At 40.8% G+C, this 19,598-nt stretch carries 20 protein-coding genes and 1 riboswitch; of the genes, 9 read left to right on the top strand and 11 right to left on the bottom strand.

All coding sequences use genetic code 11. From position 1 onward, the window contains the following. Positions 1-153: 153 nt before the first annotated feature. Positions 154-975 carry a cell wall hydrolase gene (locus BUF11_RS14340; RefSeq protein ID WP_073589674.1) on the top strand — a complete coding sequence of 274 codons (822 nt, stop codon included), beginning with the start codon at positions 154-156 and terminating at the stop codon, positions 973-975. Positions 976-1,082: 107 nt separating this feature from the next. On the opposite strand, the gene eno is transcribed toward BUF11_RS14340, so the two are convergent. Next, positions 1,083-2,378, bottom strand: a complete 1,296-nt coding sequence (gene eno, locus BUF11_RS14335; RefSeq protein ID WP_073589533.1) for a phosphopyruvate hydratase — start codon at positions 2,376-2,378, stop codon at positions 1,083-1,085. A gap of 353 nt (positions 2,379-2,731) precedes the next feature. Between eno and BUF11_RS14330 the strand changes: the two genes are divergently transcribed. After that, on the top strand, positions 2,732-3,595 hold the full coding sequence (locus tag BUF11_RS14330; RefSeq protein ID WP_330393893.1) for a YitT family protein: 864 nt from the start codon (positions 2,732-2,734) through the stop codon (positions 3,593-3,595). 76 nt (positions 3,596-3,671) lie between these two features. Here the strand turns inward: BUF11_RS14330 and BUF11_RS14325 are convergent, their stop codons facing one another. Together BUF11_RS14325 and BUF11_RS14320 are read right to left on the bottom strand one after the other, a co-directional pair. After that, positions 3,672-4,478: a hypothetical protein gene (locus tag BUF11_RS14325; RefSeq protein WP_073589532.1), complete on the bottom strand. Its 807-nt coding sequence runs from the start codon at positions 4,476-4,478 to the stop codon at positions 3,672-3,674. Positions 4,479-4,541: 63 nt separating this feature from the next. After that, entirely contained in the window at positions 4,542-5,297 is a 756-nt protein-coding gene (locus BUF11_RS14320; RefSeq protein ID WP_073589531.1) for a sulfite exporter TauE/SafE family protein, read from the bottom strand. Positions 5,298-5,497: 200 nt separating this feature from the next. Here BUF11_RS14320 and BUF11_RS14315 point away from each other — a divergent pair, with 200 nt between their 5' ends. Both BUF11_RS14315 and BUF11_RS14310 read left to right on the top strand, forming a co-directional pair. Continuing rightward, positions 5,498-6,991, top strand: a complete 1,494-nt coding sequence (locus BUF11_RS14315; protein WP_073589530.1) for an FAD-dependent oxidoreductase — start codon at positions 5,498-5,500, stop codon at positions 6,989-6,991. Next, positions 6,957-7,844, top strand: coding sequence for a tocopherol cyclase family protein (locus BUF11_RS14310; RefSeq protein WP_073589529.1), 888 nt, complete (start codon positions 6,957-6,959; stop codon positions 7,842-7,844). The genes BUF11_RS14315 and BUF11_RS14310 overlap by 35 nt, the downstream gene beginning before the upstream one ends. Here BUF11_RS14310 and BUF11_RS14305 read toward each other — a convergent pair. The 5 genes from BUF11_RS14305 to BUF11_RS14285 form a co-directional block, all read right to left on the bottom strand. Further along, complete coding sequence (locus BUF11_RS14305) at positions 7,841-8,647, bottom strand: ABC transporter ATP-binding protein (protein WP_073589528.1); 807 nt, start codon at positions 8,645-8,647, stop codon at positions 7,841-7,843. The two genes, BUF11_RS14310 and BUF11_RS14305, sit on opposite strands and share 4 nt — an antisense overlap. After that, entirely contained in the window at positions 8,644-9,678 is a 1,035-nt protein-coding gene (locus BUF11_RS14300; RefSeq protein ID WP_073589527.1) for a FecCD family ABC transporter permease, read from the bottom strand. The genes BUF11_RS14305 and BUF11_RS14300 overlap by 4 nt, the downstream gene beginning before the upstream one ends. Further along, positions 9,675-10,673, bottom strand: coding sequence for a FecCD family ABC transporter permease (locus BUF11_RS14295; protein ID WP_073589526.1), 999 nt, complete (start codon positions 10,671-10,673; stop codon positions 9,675-9,677). Before BUF11_RS14295 ends, BUF11_RS14300 begins: the two co-directional genes overlap by 4 nt. Next, the gene (locus BUF11_RS14290) at positions 10,670-11,770 is read right to left on the bottom strand and encodes an iron-siderophore ABC transporter substrate-binding protein (protein ID WP_073589672.1); all 1,101 of its coding nucleotides are present in this window, start codon (positions 11,768-11,770) and stop codon (positions 10,670-10,672) included. Before BUF11_RS14290 ends, BUF11_RS14295 begins: the two co-directional genes overlap by 4 nt. A gap of 479 nt (positions 11,771-12,249) precedes the next feature. After that, entirely contained in the window at positions 12,250-12,702 is a 453-nt protein-coding gene (locus BUF11_RS14285) for a hypothetical protein (protein WP_073589525.1), read from the bottom strand. Between the two features lie 693 nt (positions 12,703-13,395). Here BUF11_RS14285 and upp point away from each other — a divergent pair. After that, entirely contained in the window at positions 13,396-14,025 is a 630-nt protein-coding gene (gene upp, locus BUF11_RS14280; RefSeq protein WP_073589524.1) for a uracil phosphoribosyltransferase, read from the top strand. Between the two features lie 86 nt (positions 14,026-14,111). Here upp and BUF11_RS14275 read toward each other — a convergent pair whose 3' ends face one another. Next, complete coding sequence (locus BUF11_RS14275; RefSeq protein WP_073589523.1) at positions 14,112-15,170, bottom strand: aldose epimerase family protein; 1,059 nt, start codon at positions 15,168-15,170, stop codon at positions 14,112-14,114. Between the two features lie 137 nt (positions 15,171-15,307). Beyond that, positions 15,308-15,524: riboswitch (cobalamin riboswitch) on the top strand. A gap of 34 nt (positions 15,525-15,558) precedes the next feature. Here BUF11_RS14275 and BUF11_RS14270 point away from each other — a divergent pair. Then, positions 15,559-15,960, top strand: coding sequence for a DUF4430 domain-containing protein (locus BUF11_RS14270; RefSeq protein WP_242952378.1), 402 nt, complete (start codon positions 15,559-15,561; stop codon positions 15,958-15,960). A gap of 4 nt (positions 15,961-15,964) precedes the next feature. After that, entirely contained in the window at positions 15,965-16,507 is a 543-nt protein-coding gene (locus tag BUF11_RS14265) for a hypothetical protein (RefSeq protein ID WP_073589522.1), read from the top strand. Positions 16,508-16,547: 40 nt separating this feature from the next. Here the strand turns inward: BUF11_RS14265 and BUF11_RS14260 are convergent, their stop codons facing one another. Together BUF11_RS14260 and BUF11_RS14255 are read right to left on the bottom strand one after the other, a co-directional pair. Next, positions 16,548-18,122, bottom strand: a complete 1,575-nt coding sequence (locus BUF11_RS14260; protein WP_073589521.1) for an ASKHA domain-containing protein — start codon at positions 18,120-18,122, stop codon at positions 16,548-16,550. A 215-nt stretch (positions 18,123-18,337) separates the two neighbouring features. Then, the gene (locus tag BUF11_RS14255) at positions 18,338-18,538 is read right to left on the bottom strand and encodes a cold-shock protein (RefSeq protein WP_033165096.1); all 201 of its coding nucleotides are present in this window, start codon (positions 18,536-18,538) and stop codon (positions 18,338-18,340) included. A gap of 349 nt (positions 18,539-18,887) precedes the next feature. On the opposite strand from BUF11_RS14255, the gene BUF11_RS14250 reads away from it, so the two are divergent. After that, positions 18,888-19,283, top strand: coding sequence for a helix-turn-helix domain-containing protein (locus tag BUF11_RS14250; RefSeq protein ID WP_073589520.1), 396 nt, complete (start codon positions 18,888-18,890; stop codon positions 19,281-19,283). Positions 19,284-19,313: 30 nt separating this feature from the next. Further along, positions 19,314-19,586 carry a DUF1294 domain-containing protein gene (locus tag BUF11_RS14245; RefSeq protein WP_330393892.1) on the top strand — a complete coding sequence of 91 codons (273 nt, stop codon included), beginning with the start codon at positions 19,314-19,316 and terminating at the stop codon, positions 19,584-19,586. Positions 19,587-19,598 lie beyond the last annotated feature (12 nt).

Here is a 19,598-nt window from a genome sequence, read left to right as displayed (position 1 = left end):
TGGTATCCTTTGTCTGAATATATTACAATATTGTTAACTCGATGACACCAGAATATTCGGTTCACCAATAGGAGGTATGTTGAAAACCAACGTTTTCAACTACTTATGCAGGGATGTCAAATCGAAGATTTGATATCTGCGAAAGGAGTATATATGAACAGACTAAAATCGGTAAGGATTGTGCTTACAGCATTGCTCTTATCCTTTGTAATTTGTTCTACAAATGTATCGGCGGCAACCTATAAAGTAGTTAAAAATGATACTCTTTACAAAATCAGTAAACTATTTAAAACTTCTGTAACAACAATTAAGAAAAGCAACAAGTTAAAGACCAATACCATAAGTCCGGGTCAGAAGTTAAAGGTCTCTGCCAAGATATACACCGTTAAGAAAGGGGATACCCTTAATAAAATTGCAAAGGCGAATAGCGTCACCTTAGCATCCTTAAGAAAAGCAAACAGCAAATGGAGTGATTCCTTATCTGTAGGCCAGAAACTAATACTCCCCGGTGTAAAACCCGCTGCAAGCACATCCGCCCAGACAGCATCAGCTAAAACTTTTGCTGCTGCCAGTGCTGTGGAATCAGCCTCTAAAAAAGCAGCAGTATCCTATACAAAAGCAGAAAAAGATTTATTGGCACGACTTATTACAGCAGAAGCTACCGGACAACCCTATAAGGCTATGGTTGCCATCGGCGGTGTTGTTATTAACAGAGTTCAAAGTAAGGAATGGCCAGATACGATTACAGATGTTATCTATGATGTTCCCGCCGGGTATTATCAGTTCACACCTGTTAAGAACGGTTACATCAACAAGCCTGCATCCAGTACTGCAATAAAAGCAGCAGGGGAAGCCCTCCTTGGCACCGATCCTTCAAAAGGTGCTATGTACTACTTTGATGACAGCTCCACCAACAACTGGTTATGGTCAAAAACCAAAACCGCACAGTATGGAAATATGGTGTTTGTAAAGTAAATAAAATAGAAAACTTAATAAACGAATAATATAAAACCCAAAAGCTGCAGCAAAAGAAAATCCCGCTGCAGCTTTTTATTTTTAGCTTCCGATAGAAACTTTCATAATTATCTTTTAATATTAAATGCATCAAATCCGGGATACTGGGCACTTGCACCAAGATCCTCTTCAATGCGGAGCAACTGATTGTATTTCGCTACACGCTCTGTTCTGCTGGGAGCACCGGTCTTAATCTGACAAGTATTTAGAGCCACTGCCAAATCAGCTATGGTAGTATCCTCTGTTTCACCTGAACGGTGAGAAGAAATAGCCGTGTAACCTGCTTTGTGTGCCATCTTGATGGCTTCCAGTGTTTCAGATACCGAACCGATCTGGTTAAGCTTAATTAAGATGGAGTTACTGCAGCCAAGCTCAATTCCCTTCTTTAATCTGGTGGTATTCGTTACAAATAAATCATCACCAACTAACTGAATCTTCTCTCCTAATTCCTTCGTCAGTTCCTGCCAGCCTTCCCAGTCTTCTTCATCCAGAGCATCCTCAATGGAGTAGATAGGGTATTTCTCCGTAAGGTCCTTCCAGTGAGCAATAAGTTCCTTGGAAGTAAAGTGGGTTCCTGCCTTCGGAAGGATATATTCGCCTGTCTTCTCCCCCTTCCATTCACTGGAGGCCGCATCCATGGCAAGTACAAAATCCTTACCGGGTACATAACCGGCTTTTTCAATTGCCTGTAAGATCAACTGGATAGCTTCTTCATCACTGGCAAGGTCAGGCGCAAATCCCCCTTCATCACCAACAGAAGTAGCAAGTCCCTTATCCTTTAATATCTTGGCAAGTGCATGGAACACTTCCGTACACTGGCGAAGACCTTCTTTAAAACTGACAGCTCCGACAGGCATAATCATAAATTCCTGAACATCCACGGTATTGGCAGCATGAGCACCGCCGTTTAAGATATTCATCATAGGAACAGGAAGTTTATTGCCCGCACTGCCTCCTAAGAACTTGTAAAGCGGAAGCTTAAGGGCTGTCGCTGCTGCTCTTGCTGCAGCAATGGATACTGCAAGAATTGCATTGGCTCCAAGGTTAGATTTGTCCTTGGTTCCGTCAAGTGCAATCATGGCTGCATCAACTGCATAGATATCTGCTGCATTTGCTCCCTTTAACGCTTCATTAATAGGGCCGTTGATATTTGCCACCGCCTTTAATACACCCTTACCGCCAAATCTTGATTTATCTTCATCTCTTAATTCCAATGCTTCAAATATTCCGGTAGATGCACCGCTGGGTGCCGCACCTCTTCCAATGGTACCGTCCTTTAACACCACTTCTGCTTCTACTGTAGGATTTCCTCTGGAATCAATAATCTCTCTTCCGATTACTTTTTCAATTTCTAAATACTTCATATGGTGTTCCTCCTTTAAAAGTAATTACTCTTACTTACCCAAATACTACCACAAAATGAAAAAGAAAACAAGAAATATTTTGATAATGATTATCACTACCCTGTAATAATCGGCAGACAAAATAGGACATCATTAATAGTGATAAAACTTTCTTATCCATCTTGACTTTTTTCTATGTTACTATCATACTATCTTAGGGTCTATAAGCAATTTCAGCTTAAGGCCAATGAATGAAAACAAAAAGAATTACAAATGCTGAATACACAGTAAATATCTAATAATGCGGCTTCCCTGTTTTCATTGCCGCAGCAGAGTACGGATATGTTTTCTGGGTAAAACAAAAGGAGGATTTTGTGGAACTGAAAAAGAAACTGGCAGATACTTTAAAAGAATACTTATTTATATCTGCAGGAGTGGAATTAGTCGTTATTGGGGTATATTTCTTTAAATTTCCCAATAATTTTTCAATTGGCGGTGTAACTGGTCTGGCTATTTTATTAAGCAGCCTTATGGGACCTAAAATAAGTACCAGTACCATTGTGTTTATTATTAATATGATTTTACTTGGTGTCGGATATCTTGTTATCGGAAAGAGCTTCGGCAATAAAACAGCTTATGGAAGTATTTTGATGTCTGCTTCTTTAAGCCTTTTACAAGCACTTATTCCAATGAAAGCTCCTCTTACAGATGAACCCATGCTGGAACTGGCCTTTGCCGTACTGCTCCCTGCTGTTGGTGCAGCTATGCTGTTTAACATTGGCGCTTCTACCGGAGGAACCGATGTTATTGCAATGATTTTAAAAAAGCACACCAGTACCGATATCGGAAGATCCTTATTTTTATCTGACCTTATCCTTACTCTGGCTTCCTTTCTTATCTTTGATATTAAGACAGGTTTATTATCCTCATTGGGTCTTTTGATTAAATCAACCATGGTAGATACCATTATTGAAAACCTGAATCTCCATAAATACCTGACGATTATATGTGAAAATCCAAAACCCATATCGGACTTTATCTTAAATAACCTTCACCGCAGCGCTACCATAAGTGATGCCACAGGTGCTTTTAGTAATCAGGAAAAGAAGATTATCTTTACCGTTATGAACCGCAGCCAGGCAGTACAGCTTCGAAGATTTATAAAAGATACCGAACCGGATGCATTTATCCTCATTACCAATACCAGCGAAATCATAGGACGCGGATTCCGCGCGTGATTCCAACTAACAAGCAGGTGTTGCAAACCCAAGGTCTTATTGGTTTGCAGCACCTGCTTTCATTTTATAAGGCACACTACTTTAAATCAAAGTCCTTATCAAATAATGATATTGACTTAATAGTATCAATAGCTACAGGCACTTTGAATGTTATAATTACCTCAAACTCTGCTTCTTCAGGATTTCCTGCGGAAGTATATTCAAATTGATCACTATCGATAGTCTGCTCATTATCAAGGTTAAATTTAAAATTTGAGACATTTTTCGAAAAATTTCTATATTCCCATTTATCATTATAAAGAATATTAAAAGCAGCATGAGAAGTCTCATTTTTGGGAAAATATCCAAACTCACTAAGCCCTAAGGAAAGATCCGTTTCATCCGGATTTTTTATTACTACAAATGTATAGAGTATTTTAAACTGATTCGTTTCAAGACTTTTATCTTCATCACTATAATAATAGCGGGAAGAAATCTGATCAGTATCTTCACATAAAGTACCTGACAGGTTATCATTGAATCTATAGTTTTTAAGAGATTCAATGCCATTATCATATAATACAGAATCTAATTGATTGGCTGTTATCTCTAACATTACATCAACTGTATTTCCACTTTTTATAACCCCTAAAACATCAACTGTAATCTCCGGTGAATTAATAACAGTGCCGATAGTGCTTGATTCTAAGTTTTTCAACTGCTCAGTATTCATATAATCATAGTTATTATTTATGTCACCATTTGCTCTTTGATTAAAAAAGTCTTTAAAAAATTCACCGCCAGAAATATATTGTGCCGTAACCACAATACTCCCTAATGAAAAAAATAGAAATAGCTTTAGATTACGGGAAAAAGAAAAATATACAAGAATTTCTTTGAACATAAACCAGTCTGCAGACCTCTGTCTTGTCTTATTTCTGACTTGGCCCTGCTATTTAAGCATTGGTTATCTTTCTATCAGAAGGCTCACGAATAAAAGTGCCAGCACCAGTACCATAATAGGCTTTACTATCTTATAACCTTTCTTTAGTACAAGTCCTGAACCAATATAATGGCCTGCAATACTAAATACCGCGGCTGTAAGGCCTAACACCAGAATCAGCTTTCCATGCAGGAGAAAGGTTGCCAGCGCTGCTACATTGGAAGAAAGATTAACTATCTTGGTATTACCTGAGGCAGTCTTAATATCCATTCTGGCAAGGGCAGTGTAGCAGAGCAGGAGAAAAGTGCCGGTGCCGGGCCCGTAGAATCCGTCGTATATGGCAATAAAAAAGGAGGCTATACAGGCTATTATAAAAGTAGTTCTTTCCGATAAAGGTTTTCTCTTATCCTCTGTCTTCTTATTTCTTAATACGAAAAAAGCAGTAAAGGGCAGGACAAAGAGCAGCAGATTTTTAATGACTTCTTCCCTTACCATAAGCGCCAGATTGGCTCCTAAAAAAGAACCTCCCAAAGCAAGGATTACAGATACTATTCCAATACGGTAATTGACAGATTTATTTTTTATGTACCTTGCCGTTGAGGCAACGGTTCCGATACAAGAGGACAGTTTATTAGTTCCCAGGGCATAATGGGGCGGCACTCCTGCAATCATATAGGCCGGAAGGGATATCAGTCCTCCGCCTCCCGCAATGGAGTCAATAAGGCCTGCCAAAAAGACCATAGGGCAGACAAGCAGAAAGGTGATTATGTTTATTTCCATGATGTATACCTGTCTTTCACGTGATATTGCTAACTATACAGGATTAAAAGCGCAATGTCAATTTGCCGCCCATTTCTTGTACTGTCTTTCAGCCTTTCGTTATTCCTTCCAAAATGCTTCTATAATGTTTATATTTTACGAAAAAGGAAAGCCTATCCTAATAAGTATTATAAAATCGTCACATCGGAAAGGATATTAACATGCCAAGTAATCGTTATCCATCTATCTGGGAAAAGGATGCTTCTTTCGAAGAAAGAAGCCAGTGGCAGGGAGAAAGTACTGCAGAAGCTGTCATAATCGGAGCCGGACTTACCGGTATTCTTACTGCCCACATGCTAAAGAAAAAAGGAGTTGACTGTATACTGTTAGAAGGGGACCGCACAGCTTCCGGCCAGAGCAGGCATACCACTGCAAAAATCACCTCTCTTCATGGACTTTTATATGACCAGCTGATAAAAGATTTCGGTAAAGAAAAGGCTTCACTTTATGCAAAGGCCAATGAAGAAGCGATCTCCCGCTATGAGTCTGTCATCAAAGAGAACTCCATCTCCTGTCATTTTGAGAAACTGCCTGCCGTTGTATATACAACAGAGGATCCTTCTGCCATAGAAAAGGAGGTACAGGCTGCCAGAGAATGTGGCATTCCTGCAGAATTTACCAATAAAGCTTCTCTCCCCTTCCCCGTCAAGGGAGCAGTCCGTTTTCCTGACCAGGCCCAGTTTAATCCCCTTGAATTCTTATCTGTCCTTGCAAGACCTTTAACTATATATGAAAACTCCAGAGTAATTGGCATTGAAAAGGATACTGTCATAACAAAGGATGGAAAAATAAGAGCAAAGCACATTATTATGACCTCCCACTATCCTTTCCTGTTAACTCCCGGTTATTACTTTGCCAGAATGCATCAGGAACGCTCCTATTGCCTGGCTCTTAAGACTCCTTACCCCCTTGACGGAACCTATAAGGAGGACAAAAAAGAAGGCTTTTCCTTTCGCAGGTATGAGGACATGCTAATCCTTGGCGGCAGCGGACACCGGACAGGAGAAAATAAAACAGGAGGACAATACGATGCATTGCGCACCCTGGCAAAGCAGCATTTCCCGGATGCTTTGGAAAGTTACTGCTGGTCAGCACAGGACTGTCAGACCTTGGACGGCATCCCTTATATCGGGCACTTTTCCGATCAGACTCCTGACTGGTATGTAGCTACAGGATTTGCAAAGTGGGGAATGACAACTGCCATGGCAGCAGCCGATATCCTAAGCGACCTGATAACAGGGAAGGAAAATCCTTATGAAGAAGTCTTTACTCCTCAAAGATTCAAGCTTACCGCCTCTATTGGAAGCCTCCTTAGTGAGACCAAGCACAGTGCTGTTGGACTGGTTCTAAAAAAGTTAAAACCTGTCCCTTCCGATCTTTCTGCCATAGAACCTGGAACCGGCAGGATTGTCGAGCTTGACGGTGAAAAAGTAGGTATATACAAGGATAAACATGATGTTATCTATGCCGTTGACCCCAAGTGTCCCCATCTTGGCTGTCAATTGGAATGGAATGAAGAAGAACAGACCTGGGACTGCCCCTGCCACGGTTCCCGCTTTGACTATGACGGAAAACTGTTAGATGAGCCGGCAGGTGAATCCATTATAAGGAGGGAATTTCATGAAGAATCTCCTGAAGCAGAGACCATACTTTGAGGGCTGGTATTTTAAGCACCAATACAAAGAGGAAGTGCTTGCCTTTATTCCTGGTATCAACCGGGAAAAGGGCAGCGATATAACTCCCTTTTTGCAGATAATAGCAGGAAGCAGGTCCTTCTGTCTTACTTTCTCCCCAAAAGAATGTTTTATTGACCGGAAAGCCTGCTATATCCGCCTTGGTAAAAATGTATTTACCAAAGAGGGTATCATGATAGACATTACTGCGGAAGGCCTTACGCTGAAAGGTGTCCTTCTTTACCGCAGCCTGCATCCGATAGCCTACAGTATTATGGGTTTCTTTCGGTATCTTCCCTTTATGGAATGCAAACATGAAGTTATCAGCATGTCCCACCGCCTGTCGGGAAATCTTACTATGAATGATAGAACCCTCCCCTTTGACAAGGGCATCGGTTACATTGAAAAAGACTGGGGTCATTCCTTCCCCAGTTCCTATCTTTGGCTGCAATGCAATGATTTTTCAGGGGATACCTGCTCTGTGATGCTCTCCGTTGCCCATATTCCCCTCTGGGGTACTCAGTTTACCGGCTGTATCTGTGCCATACACTATAAGGGGAAGGAATACCGCCTTGCCACCTACCTGGGAGTACGGATTTTAAGTGCAACACCTTCTCTGATTATGTTAAGACAGGGAGATTATTTCCTTCGGATAAGAATAAAAGAGACATCTTCTCCCTCTTCCTATGACTTAAATGCTCCCTTGAAAGGAAAAATGGACCGGATTATAAAGGAAGCCCATCTTTGTGAAGGGAATTTTCTCCTGTCCCATAAAAAGCAATCCATTTTTAACTTAAAGAGCAGCAGAATAAGCCTGGAATCATCCAAAATCTAAGCAGTTACCACATGATATCTTCCCTTGGGTACAATAAAGGGGGAGCCGGAAACCGGATCTTTTATTACTGCACAATCCAGTCCAAATACCTGCTTCATTAATTCTTCCGATATAATCTTAGAAGGTTCTCCCTGGGCAATCAGATTTCCTTTTTGTACCGCAAAGATATAATCTGCATAACGGGCAGACAGGTTGATGTCATGCAGCACCATGACAATAGTCGTCCCCCTCTTACGGTTTAAATCCGTCAGCAGATCCAGAATTTCTATCTGATAGGTAATATCTAAAAAGGTAGTAGGCTCGTCCAACAGCAGAATGTCTGTCTGCTGGGCAAGTGCCATGGCAATCCAGACCCTCTGGCGCTGTCCTCCTGACAATTCATCTACACTGCGGTTAGCAAGATCAGTAATCCCCATGATTTCCAATGCTTCTTCCACCGCTTCATAATCCTTTTTCCCTAATCCTTTTAAAAAGTTCTGGTAAGGATACCGTCCTCTGGATACCAGATCAGAAACCGTAATTCCTTCCGGCACTACCGGTGCTTGGGGAAGCAGCCCCAGCACTCTGGCTAACTGCTTGGGAGGAATAGCACTGATCTGTTTTCCGTCAAGAACAATCTCACCGGAAACCGGTTTAATCAATCTGGCCAGGGTTTTTAGCAGTGTGGATTTACCGCAGGCATTGGCACCAATGATTACGCTGATTTTGTTATTTGGTATAATCACATCAATATTATTGATTATTATCTTTTTATCATAACCGGCAACAATATTGCTGGCTGAAAATATAGGTGTTTGTTTCATGCTGCTCCTCCGGTTCGATTCATACGTATCAGTAAATAAATGAGGTAGGGGGCACCCAGTATTCCTGTAATAATCCCCACTGGAAAACGGATATCAAAAGCATACTGCCCTATGATATCTGCCAAAAGCACCAAGACTGCTCCCGTTAGTCCGGCCGGTATGGTATTGGAATTACCCGCACCTGCCATCCTTCCTGCTATGGGGCCCGCTAAAAAAGCGACAAAAGCAATAGGCCCTGTTACCGCAGTTGCATAAGCAATTAAGAACACGGCACATAAAACCAGCAGAAGTCTTGTTCTATCCGTTCTTAAACCTAAAGTAACAGCAGACTGCTCTCCCAGTTCAAGTATTTTTAACTGCCTGCCAAAGAAAACCAACAGGCACCCAAATAAGAGAACAACGATAAAGAGCGCCGGAATGTCTTCCATTTTCATTCCGTTTAAACTGCCGCTAAGCCATCTAAGGGCAGCAGGCACATCATACTGATTAGCTCTTAAAAGTAAAAAGGATATCACCGCATTTAACATGGCCTGCATGCCGATTCCGATAAGAATCAGTCTTCCTCCTGAAAAGCTGCCTCCCCTGGAAAGTGCGTATATCAGGAAGGCCACAGAAAGTCCGGCAATAACCGCCGATATGGAAACGATATTGCCGCTTACCTTTAAAACAAGAATGCAAAAAACTGCTGCCACACCGGAACCGGAACTGACTCCTATAATATCCGGGCTTGCCAGGGGATTTCTTAACATGGTCTGAAAGGTATTGCCGGCCATTCCAAATGCCATACCCGCTAGCAATCCGGCTAACATTCGTGGAAGCCTGATGGTCCCGATAGCGAAGGCAGCACCTTTTACCTGCTCGCCAAGGAGAACCCGCAGGATTACTTCCGGGGAATATCTGGTATTGCCCAGATATAGCATGGCACTGCAAAGAATTGCCGTAAAGACTGTCAAAACAACTGTTACTGCTATGTAGCGGATTCTTCTTTTATAGAAACCGGCTCTTACAATATTAACATTCGTATTTGTCATAATGAACGCACCTTCACTCTCATGGCAATCAGTATCAGAATAGGTGCTCCGAAAAATGCCGTAATAATTCCGGCTTCCAGTTCACCGGGATACCCTATGAATCTTCCTATGATATCTGAAACAGTCAAAAGGATAGCTCCTCCCACGGCTGACATAGGTACAATATATCTCATGTTGGGCCCACAGATAAGCCTCATGGTATGGGGAATCATCAGTCCCACAAATCCGATAGGACCGGCCAGAGCTGTTGTTGCACCGCATAGCAGTACTCCTGCCAGTGCTCCCGCAATTCTTACCAGCCCGGTATTTACGCCAAGTCCTGTTGCCACATCGTCACCTAAGGCAAGGGCATTTAAAGCTGAAGCTGAGAGAATTCCTATAATTAAGCCGGCAACCAGAAAAGGGGATACCGAAAGGATTCCCTCCCAGGTTGCTCCGCTGACACTGCCTACCTGCCAGAACCGAAAAGCATTCATGACTTCTGTTCTGGGCAGGATTACGGCACTGACCAAAGACGATAGGGCAGCACTGGTTGCCGCACCTGCCAGGGCGAGCTTTATAGGAGTGGCGCCTCCATATCCCATGGAACCAATTCTGTAAACAAAAACAGCAGTTACCGCAGCACCTGCTAAAGCGAACCATATATATTGACTTGCGCTATTGACATGAAAAAATGCAATTCCGCTTACCACAAAAAGGGAAGCTCCGGTATTTACACCCAAAATACTGGGATCGGCAATGGGATTACGGGTAATTGCCTGCATCAGAGCGCCGGAGACTCCAAGGGAAGCTCCGGCAATAATACTGAATACAGTTCTTGGAATACGTTCACGCACGACTAAAGATTCAAAGGAAGTGCTGCTTAAGTGGAACAATGTGCCTATAACTTCTTTCAGTCCTACATTTCTTGAACCAAATGCGAGTGATGCAAAAGCTGATAATACAAGCAGGGTTACACTGGCACTTATCAGTATTATTAATTTTTTAACTTTCATTGTGCTTTATCAGCTGCCTCTCCGATAATCTTTAAGTAGTCATCAATGGTTGCCGGTATGGATAAGGCACTGGGGGTACCGGAGGCAGCCAGTGGTGTGCCATCCTGAATCAGTACAATTGACCCCCTCTTTACCGCGGGAATGGTGCCAACAAGTGAATCTGCCTGAAGAGCTTTCAGTAAGGCCGCATCTCCGTACGCTATAATAATGTCAATATCTTTAAGAAGATCCGCATTCTCGGCACTGATTTCAATTGCAAAGCTGGTAGAACCCTCAGCCAGTTTCGTAACGCTCTCCGGTACTTTCATTCCAAGATCCTCCAAATAAGCCGCACGGGGATCTGTAGGCAGGTAGATATAAAACTTACCAAGATCAGAGGGATTAAAGTAGCAGAAAACAGCGGTCTTACCTGCTATCTGAGGATAGGCAGCAGTTTTGCCTGCAATCAGCTGCTCCAGATCAGAGACCAGTTTCTCTCCCTCTGTTTTCATACCCATTCCTTGGGCATCCATGGTAATCTGGTCACGCCAGTATGTCTGCCAGGCAAGAGTAGGATATGCTACCACAGGTGCAATTTTACTTAATAAATTATATTCTTCCTCTGTAATCCCGGAATAAGCCGCAAGAATTACATCCGGCTGTGCATCACTGATAGCTTCAAAATCCAAACCGTCCGTATCATTAAAAAGAACCGGATTCTCTACGCCAAGATTTTTGAAGGCTTCTTTCGTCCAGGGCAATAAACGGCTGCCATCGATTACTCCGTAATTGGCTTCGGATATGCCTGCCGGAACTATTCCTAATGCTAAGGGGACATCCTGGTTTCCCCAGGATATGGTAACTACGCGTTCAGGTTTGCTTTCGATTACAGACTCGCCAAAAGCATGTTTTATAGTTATGGGATACTGCGTTTCTGCCTCTGTCACAGCTTCTGTCGGTTCTGTATTCCCTGCGGTGTCCTCTGCAGGTGTTGCTGTTACTTCCTCTGCAGCATTCTTATTATCCGCTGCTGAATTATCACCTGATTTGCCCGTGCAGGCTGTCAGAGTCATAACCAGTGCTATGACTAAAATAGAACTTAATTTTTTCAATTTCATGTTTATACCCATTGCATATCGCAGGCTTGCCTGCGATATTGCCACAAATAAAAATGAGTGAAAGAATCTAAACGTGGCATCCTTTCATTTTTAAATTTTCTTTCACTCTTAACTCCTCTTCTTTGCGCTTATGATGTTAGTCGCGCCTAACTTCGCATAGATTATCAAAGGAGACTCCTTTTGTCAAGTAGCAGAAAATTGGATATGTGAATTTCCAATATCGAAAAATTTAAGTCCCGATTATAAGCCAATCCGTGTAAAACACAGTAAAAAAGCCTCTTTCTGAAAAGAAATGAGGCCCCTGTTACTGTTCTTTTTATTAATAAATTGAGAAATGTTATCATTTTCAATTTGCTTCTTTTACTGATACTTTGCTTTTTTATCCAAACTCCTCCAGTTCCTGTATGAAGGCTGCCTGTCCTTCCGATACGGCTGATACATTCTGTGTTTTTCAGAGGTAGTTTGTATCAGAATATCTTTTAATGTGTTTCATTCTGCTCCGAAACCATCAATTTATCCAGGACATTTTTATAGATTAGGACAATCTGGGCGTCGATATAGCAATATTTATTAATAATATACTCGTAGGTCTTCTGAAGCAGCACAAAGCTGATTAAAAGGATTCCTACAACCGTTGCAAGGGGACTTAGCCCAATAGTGACCAGATATAAAACAGCCGCCAGAACATAGACTACAAATATGACATAAGTTTTTATAATACGAACGGCTATTACCAGAGATTCATTTAAACGCTTCTGCATTTTTTTGATATCGCCTTTGTCCTTTCTTTCTACTCTCCGATAAATATCCTGATAGATCTCGTCACTGTCAAAAACTTTATCCTGAAGGCTTCTCTGACAAACATAAAAATATTTATAGTAGATATTCTCTCCGAACTCCCTGCTAATCAATTTCCGAAATATACTGGCCACAAATAACTTCCTCTCCCTGATAATGATTTATTCTTGGCTTGCTTGCAATACTGCATAAATGAAGGGGTGTTAAAAAGACATTGTATTTTTAAGTCTAAGCGTCTTTTAAGAAATAGTATCTGTAAGTTCCCTGATTGTAGCCTTGGTAAATTCTGATAATCGTGGAAAAAACAAGTCCTAATATTCACAAATTGTTCATAAAACATCCATACACTCATCATATATGTCCGATATAATAAAACCATAGCAATTAGATAACAACAAATTGCAGGAAGATTGAATTTTAAAATGTTTCACCTAAAAACACTAACAAGATAATTTTTTTCATAAAACTAAGCCTGGTAGTAACCCTCCCCCCTCTACCGGGCTTCTCCTCTGTCTATAACTAAATTGTCTGACGACAATTAAGTTAATAAATTGTCTGACGACAATTAAGTTAATAAATTGTCTGGCGACAATTAAGTTAGTCTAAATTGCCTAATGGTAATTTATCCAAAATAAACCATCTGGTGACAATTAATTGAAAATAGATTGCCTGACGACATATTTCCCCCTTTCATTGCTCAAATTTCCAGCTATAAAATATTAATTTCTACTTTTCTTAAGGCCCGTTATTTGATATAATGGCAGGTAGAGCAAACAAGGGCCAGCTTTTGGACAACCTTGTAAATATAAAAAATTGGAGGCAAAATTATGTCTAAAGTTGTTGTTATGAATCACCCGTTGATTAAGCATAAAATTGGTATCATGAGGCGTAAAAACACTTCTACCAAGGAATTTCGTGATTTGGTATCGGAAGTAGCAATGCTGATATGCTATGAAGCCACCAGAGAGCTTCCTCTGACTGATATCGAAATAGAAACACCTCTTGTAAAAACAGTTGCCCAAGAAATCGAGGGCAAAAAACTCTGTATCGTTCCTATCTTAAGAGCCGGCCTTCATATGGCTGACGGTATCTTAAATCTTATTCCCAATGCTAAAGTAGGCCACATCGGTCTCTACCGCAACGAAGAAACCTTAGAACCTGTCGAGTATTTCTGTAAACTCCCTGTTGATGCCAGTGAAAGAGAAATATTTGTAGTGGATCCCATGTTAGCTACCGGTGGTTCTGCCTCTGCAGCTATCACTTTGCTAAAAGAAAAAGGAATATCAAAAATCCACTTCTTATGCCTGATTGCAGCTCCCGAAGGTGTTAAGCGTTTATCCGAAGCTCATCCTGACGTAGAGATTTACATTGGTTCTCTTGACGATCGTTTGAATGAACATGGCTATATCCTTCCTGGCCTTGGAGATGCCGGCGACAGAATATACGGTACGAAATAATTATATACAGCTTTTTAAAAAAAGTGCTTATACCTTTTGATTTCTACAAGGAATAAGCACTTTTTAAATGTTTTATTTTTGTTTTATTATTTTAATCCGAATTTATACACTGTTACATAATCGTATTCATTTCCAGCCTTTAAAAAACTGGAGGGAAATTCGGGTTTATTGCAGGCATCCGGGAAAAGCTGTGTTTCAAAGCATACGCCCCCACGTTTCTCATAGACAAACTTTTTCTTACCCTCTTCTGTTCCGTCAATAAAATTACCGGTATAAAGCTGCAGCCCCGGCAGATTCGTAAAGACTTCCATCTTTCTTCCGCTCTCATCACTGACAAGCTCTGCCACCTTTTCTACCTCCGTACCGCTGATGTTTAATACATAGTTATGGTCATAACCCCCTGCCTGTTTCAAAGGCTCATAATCTGCCTCAATTTCTGCTCCGAGAGCCTTTAATTTACAGAAATCCATGGGGGTGCCTTCCACGCTTCTTATCTCGCCCGTAGGGATTAACTGTGCATCGGTAGGTGTAAAACTGTCTGCCTTAACCATAACCTTATGGTTTAAGATGGAACCGGAGGCATGTCCGTTCAGATTAAAATAGGAATGGTTTGTCAGGTTGCAGATGGTATCTCTGTCAGACACTGCCATATACTCAATCACCAGTTCATTTTCATCCGTTAAGGTGTAAGTCACGCTGATATCAAGATTTCCGGGAAAGCCCTGTTCCATATGAGGGCTTAATCTGGAAAACTCCACAGAATCCGCATCCTCTTCCTCAAAGATTTCCGTCTCATACATATATTTGTTATAGCTTTTGGAACCGCTGTGAAGATTGTTCTCCCCGTTATTTTTTTCAAGAGTATAAGCCTTTCCGTTTATCTCAAAGGAAGCACCGCCTATTCGGTTGGCATTGCGCCCGATAAAGGAGCCATAACCTGGCTTATTGTTTTCATAACCGGTTACATTTTCATAGCCAAGTACCACATCGTCATATTTACCGCCCTTGTCCGAGACGATTATATTTACAATATTGGCACCATAATCTGTCAGACTGACTGACATTCCCTTTTTGTTAATCAATGTATAAAGAGTGGCTTCTTCTCCGTCAGAAGTCCTGCCAAAAGAATGTTTTTTAATGCTCATAATGCTTCTCCTTCTGTTCTGTTTATATGTATAAGAATAATCTATATATCTGAAAAGTTCAAGCATATCTTTTACAGTTTACCAAGTAAAAGTTCTATCGGAAGAATTGACAGCCCTCTCCTGCAATGATATACTTGATAAGTCTTAAAGACAGTAAGTGGTCACGCTGTTATTGGCCGTGACATAATAGGGAAACAGGTCAGATTCCTGTGCGGTCCCGCCGCTGTATATGAGGAGTCTGTTATGTCCGTGAAGCTGGTTACAGTTTTACAATCACTGGGTTATTTACCTGGGAAGATTCATAACAGATGCTGATTCATGAGCCAGAATACCTGCTGCTGTCTGTACCGCTTAATTTCCACGGAGGATGGAAGAAAAGGAGGAAACTATGGAAAACAAGAAATCCATGAAAAAACCGATTATCGGTCTTATTATTTTTGTGGCAGTGATTGCTGCCATGGCTATTTTATACAATGTCTTTAAACCTGAAACACAAGAAGGCTCAAAGCATATTGTGGCGGAGGTGGTCCTGGGGGACGGCACCAGCAAAACCTTTGATATCAATACAGATGCAGAGTTCTTAAGAAAAGCTCTGGAAGAAAAGAAATTAATCTCCGGAGACGAGACCCAATATGGATTATTTGTGAAGACTGTTGACGGAGTTACCGTTGATGAGAGCAAGAAAGAATGGTGGTGTTTTACCAAGGACAAAAAAGCACTCGATACCGGCGTTGATACCACTCCCATCTCTGACGGGGATCACTTTGAAATCACTTTAACAACCGGCTGATAACATGAAAATCAGTATAAAGAATATTACCCTTATTGGTATGTTAAGCTCCATTCTTTTTGCCCTGCAATATATACTGCAGGGTATTCCCAATATCGAACTGGTGTCCCTTCTGGTTCTGGTATATACCTGCGTATTAAAGAGAAAAACCCTTCTCATCATTACAGTCTTTGTTCTTCTGGAAGGACTTTTCTTTGGTTTTGGTACTTGGTTTATCGGTTATTTGTATGTATGGTTTCTCCTTTATCTGTTAGGGAGAATTCTTTGCCGGAATAACAACCCTCTGAATTTGCCCTCCCTTACCTGGGCCCTGGTTTCAGGCGCTTTTGGATTAAGCTTCGGAGCCCTGTTTGCTCCTATAAGCTTTTTTATGGTTCTTACAAGCAGTGGTTTCAGCGGCGGTTTACAGAATGCTTTCGCCTATTGGATGAGTGGCATTATCTTCGATTTAATCCATGGTGTCAGTAATTTTTTTGTAGCACTTTTCTTATTTAAACCTTCTTATAAGGTACTAAGTTTCCTTATGAAAAGCTATGAACGCTACTAAACAAAGAAAAGGATATTGCATTTTAGATATATAAGCTAATCTAAAATGCAGTATCCTTTATTTTAGGCGGAAATGAAATTGCCTTAATAAACTGCTCCTCAAAAGAAGGCTCCAATGCCAGTTCTATATGCCCTGTATTCCTGCTTATTTCTTCTGCCTCCTGGATGGAAATTTCCTCTGAAAGAATTTTTGCAGCACCTGCCAGCACTCCATTGCCGATATATTCCACGATTTCTTCACTAACCGAAGGTAACAAGCCAATTGCCATAGCCTTTCTTACAGAAAGGCTTCTTCCGAAATTCCCGGCCAGATAGATCTTATCCAGTTCTTCTGCCCGTAAACCTGCATTTTTAAGCAGTATAGTCACTCCTGCCCTTACGGCCCCCTGTGCCAATTGGTATTCCCTGATATCCTTTTGCGTAACCGAAAGCTCTTTTTTATCTTTACTCCATATTATGATACGGTTCTCCTCTCCTGCACTTCCAAGAAGTCTGCCCGTTTCATCCATTTTTCCATTCTCATAAAGCTCATAGATACATTCAATCAGCCCTGAACCACATATACCCGTTGGATAAGCTTCTTTGCTTTCATCTCCTATAAACTGTACTTCGAAGTGATTATCCTGGTACCGGACCGTGGTTATGGCTCCTCTCTCTGCCCTCATACCACAGGAGATATTACCTCCCTCAAAGGCAGGACCGGCTGCCACCGAGCAGGCTACCAGTTTATTCCCATCACATAGTACAATTTCGCCATTGGTACCAATATCCAAAAGAAGAACCTTCTTTTCCTCTCTGTAAAGCTTTGTACTTAAGATACAGGCTAAGGCATCTCCTCCGACATGTCCGCTGATGCCGGGCAGCACATATACATCCCCTGCTGTACTGACAGTAATTCCTGCCTCCCGTGAATTTAATCGGCTGCCGGCGTAGGTGTCACTCTGAAAGGGTGCTCTGGATAAACCATTTACTGAACGCCCAAGAAAGAGATTTGTCATTGTCGTATTCCCCGCCATAACAACCTTCTCTATCCGATACGGAGATATTCCCTGCTCCGCTGCAAGCTCCTTTATAAGGATATTAACAGCCTCTTTTATCAATTCCTTAAGTTTTAGAGCATTTTGGCTGCCTTCTATGGCATAGGTAATACGGGATACTACATCCCCTCCATATATTCTCTGCGGATTAGGTATTCCTTTGATCTCTAACGCTGTCCTTTTCTTTCTGCCATAAAGAGCCCCTTCTAAATTCGTGGTTCCAATATCCACTACAATACCCAAAGAATCACTTTCGGCTATATCCAATGGCATCATTACACTGTGTTCCGCAGTCCGGCTTTCCTTTTGTTCTACGATTACACAGGCATCCGAAGCAGGAGAAAGACAACAGGCCAGTCTTATCCCTCTGTCTTTCTCCTCCTCTGTCAGGAAATGCATCTCCTCTGCCGAAAACATTCTATCATTTCCCTTTGTTACCAGCACCTTGCATTTACCACAGGTTTTCTTTCCACTGCATACTCCGTTAGTATCAATTCCGATATTAACAGCAGCTTCCTGCAGGCTCATTCCCTGTTCTATATGAACTTTTTTATTAGACGGCAGAAAGGTTATTATCATATTAATCCCCATGCATATCGCAGGTTTACTTGCGAAACTGCTTAAATAGAAGTGTGAAAAAATGTCTTTTATTTTTCACGTCATTTATCCATTTAAAAAAGGTTATCCCGAAGGATAACCTTTCAATCAATCTCGTTTGATACAATATAGCTATTTTCTGTATAAAAATTCTTAAAATTTATATATCAAGAAAAAGGTACACTGAAACTTGATGATTATAATTTTGTTACGTTGGTTGCCTGAGGTCCCTTTGCTCCCTGAACAACATCAAAAGCAACTTCTTGTCCTTCTTCTAAAGACTTGAAGCCATCCATGTTAAGTCCTGAGTAGTGAACGAATACATCGTTACCCTGCTCATCGGAAATGAAACCAAAACCTTTTTGATTGTTAAACCATTTTACTGTACCTTTGTTCATGTTATTTCCTCCAAATAAAAAATAATCTACATTTATAGTGCATTGCATCTTCTGCAACAAATTTATAATAACACTTTATTATACTAATGTCAAACATTTTTTTGGAAATTTCTTTACAATTAGCCCGCTTCATCTCTCCTTTAAAGTTTAAATTGAGATAATACCGGAATTGTTATATAATTCTTACAGTATCGTAATTTTTTATACTATAATATCGCTGAGTATGGGGAGACAAAGAGGAAGAAAATTATAAGATTTGACTTAATAGATAGGTTATATGATTCCGGTAAAAATCCTGTAGTATTTTTATATTGATTCTATATAAATAAGCATAAAAAGGGAGCTTACTATGCCAGAATTATTACTTAAGGACAAATTAAAGGAATTGAGAACCTCTAGGCATTATACCCAGACGAAAGTGGCATGCTATTTGAGCATGACCAGGCAGGGGTATGCTCACTATGAGTCTGGAATACGCACTCCCGATTACAGAACATTATTGAAACTGGCTAAGCTGTACAATGTTGATATAGAAGTTTTTATCAATTCAAATACCATACCTATTCAGGAGGATATAGTTTATAGCAGCGACATTCCTCAATTGGTATCACCTCCTGGTAAACCTAAGATAATACAGCTTTCACCAGAAGAAAAAAGACTGTTTGTCCTTTTTCGAAAACTAAACTCTCTTGAGAAAAAACAGTTATTGGCTTATCTGGAAAATAAGGTCGGTAAAAAGAAATAATTTGACCACAGTAAGGAGGATTGGATTACATTGCAATTTTCTTATTTGCTGCTTACCTATTTCACATTTGTAAATACTTTATCTTTTCTGCTTATGGGTATTGATAAATACAAAGCCAGAAAAAATAAATGGCGAATAAAAGAAAGTACGCTTTTTCTTTCATCTGTAATCGGAGGCAGCCTTGGTTCACTCCTTGGTATGTTCTTTTTTCATCACAAAACTAAACACATGAAATTTTTATTGGGTATGCCTTGCATCTTATTTATACATATTGCAATATTCTTGCATTTCTTAAGCAAATAAGTATGCCTGGAA

The organism is Anaerocolumna xylanovorans DSM 12503 (genome assembly GCF_900143645.1).
In the GTDB taxonomy this organism is placed as follows: domain Bacteria; phylum Bacillota; class Clostridia; order Lachnospirales; family Lachnospiraceae; genus Anaerocolumna; species Anaerocolumna xylanovorans.
This window is presented reverse-complemented; position numbering and strand designations above follow the sequence as displayed.

What these genes read in the sequence shown, in the direction of transcription:
- BUF11_RS14340 (WP_073589674.1), top strand. Translation starts at nt 154, where the DNA reads ATGAACAGACTAAAATCGGTAAGGATTGTGCTTACAGCATTGCTCTTA.
- eno (WP_073589533.1), bottom strand. Translation starts at nt 2,378, where the DNA reads ATGAAGTATTTAGAAATTGAAAAAGTAATCGGAAGAGAGATTATTGAT.
- BUF11_RS14325 (WP_073589532.1), bottom strand. Translation starts at nt 4,478, where the DNA reads ATGTTCAAAGAAATTCTTGTATATTTTTCTTTTTCCCGTAATCTAAAG.
- BUF11_RS14320 (WP_073589531.1), bottom strand. Translation starts at nt 5,297, where the DNA reads ATGGAAATAAACATAATCACCTTTCTGCTTGTCTGCCCTATGGTCTTT.
- BUF11_RS14315 (WP_073589530.1), top strand. Translation starts at nt 5,498, where the DNA reads ATGCCAAGTAATCGTTATCCATCTATCTGGGAAAAGGATGCTTCTTTC.
- BUF11_RS14310 (WP_073589529.1), top strand. Translation starts at nt 6,957, where the DNA reads ATGAAGAATCTCCTGAAGCAGAGACCATACTTTGAGGGCTGGTATTTT.
- BUF11_RS14305 (WP_073589528.1), bottom strand. Translation starts at nt 8,647, where the DNA reads ATGAAACAAACACCTATATTTTCAGCCAGCAATATTGTTGCCGGTTAT.
- BUF11_RS14300 (WP_073589527.1), bottom strand. Translation starts at nt 9,678, where the DNA reads ATGACAAATACGAATGTTAATATTGTAAGAGCCGGTTTCTATAAAAGA.
- BUF11_RS14295 (WP_073589526.1), bottom strand. Translation starts at nt 10,673, where the DNA reads ATGAAAGTTAAAAAATTAATAATACTGATAAGTGCCAGTGTAACCCTG.
- BUF11_RS14290 (WP_073589672.1), bottom strand. Translation starts at nt 11,770, where the DNA reads ATGAAATTGAAAAAATTAAGTTCTATTTTAGTCATAGCACTGGTTATG.
- upp (WP_073589524.1), top strand. Translation starts at nt 13,396, where the DNA reads ATGTCTAAAGTTGTTGTTATGAATCACCCGTTGATTAAGCATAAAATT.
- BUF11_RS14275 (WP_073589523.1), bottom strand. Translation starts at nt 15,170, where the DNA reads ATGAGCATTAAAAAACATTCTTTTGGCAGGACTTCTGACGGAGAAGAA.
- BUF11_RS14270 (WP_242952378.1), top strand. Translation starts at nt 15,559, where the DNA reads ATGGAAAACAAGAAATCCATGAAAAAACCGATTATCGGTCTTATTATT.
- BUF11_RS14265 (WP_073589522.1), top strand. Translation starts at nt 15,965, where the DNA reads ATGAAAATCAGTATAAAGAATATTACCCTTATTGGTATGTTAAGCTCC.
- BUF11_RS14260 (WP_073589521.1), bottom strand. Translation starts at nt 18,122, where the DNA reads ATGATAATAACCTTTCTGCCGTCTAATAAAAAAGTTCATATAGAACAG.
- BUF11_RS14255 (WP_033165096.1), bottom strand. Translation starts at nt 18,538, where the DNA reads ATGAACAAAGGTACAGTAAAATGGTTTAACAATCAAAAAGGTTTTGGT.
- BUF11_RS14250 (WP_073589520.1), top strand. Translation starts at nt 18,888, where the DNA reads ATGCCAGAATTATTACTTAAGGACAAATTAAAGGAATTGAGAACCTCT.